Annotated in this window: 1 protein-coding gene; it reads left to right on the top strand. The window is 38.4% G+C overall.

The genetic code is table 11. The features are described from left to right. The first annotated feature begins 135 nt into the window (after positions 1-135). Positions 136-420: a hypothetical protein gene (locus HMPREF9444_RS09105; RefSeq protein WP_009144138.1), complete on the top strand. Its 285-nt coding sequence runs from the start codon at positions 136-138 to the stop codon at positions 418-420. Positions 421-609 lie beyond the last annotated feature (189 nt).

Here is a 609-nt window from a genome sequence, read left to right as displayed (position 1 = left end):
TTCAGCAGCAGATGGTTTTTGTGCAGGATTATATGGGACAGTATAATTCATATACACAAGGTGCAAGCTCTGCTATTTCCAAATCAAACGAGGTTTTGACTGCTCTTGCAACCGGTCGCTAAAAGGAGAATTGAGATGGTTTTGGACTATAAAAAAATTGAAGAGTTCTTACAAGAATGCAAAGCGGAGATTGATCGTCTGGACGCTCAGTATTTTGAACTTGCAAAAGCTGCAGATAACATGAAGCCTTTTTATGAAAAATTGGGCTTAAATCCTGATATAAGCGCTTTGGCTCATGAAGCAAAAGAACGTGCGGAAATTGAAGGTTGCAGGCGTAAGGATGCTCTTATAGATAAATTGGGCATTAAAAGAACTAATTCTGGCCGTTCATTCGGGCGCCGCGGTTTAAGAGTTATGTAAAAGGAGCTTATAAAATGTCGCTTCAAGTAAATAATAATATTCAGACTCAAGCTGCAGGACTTAATGATTCTTTTGCAAGTTTGGAAAAAACCGGAAGTGTTCAGTTTCTTTTTGCTTTGCTTCAGCTTGAGCTGTCTCAAACCAATAAAACTGCCGCAATGGAAAAAATTAATTCAATTCGTGATTCTC

The sequence above is a fragment of the Succinatimonas hippei YIT 12066 genome, assembly GCF_000188195.1.
Taxonomy (GTDB): Bacteria; Pseudomonadota; Gammaproteobacteria; order Enterobacterales; family Succinivibrionaceae; genus Succinatimonas; species Succinatimonas hippei.
This window is presented reverse-complemented; position numbering and strand designations above follow the sequence as displayed.

Bases quoted from the DNA above. Each gene is read 5' to 3' on its own strand.
- HMPREF9444_RS09105 (WP_009144138.1), top strand. From the start codon at position 136: ATGGTTTTGGACTATAAAAAAATTGAAGAGTTCTTACAAGAATGCAAA.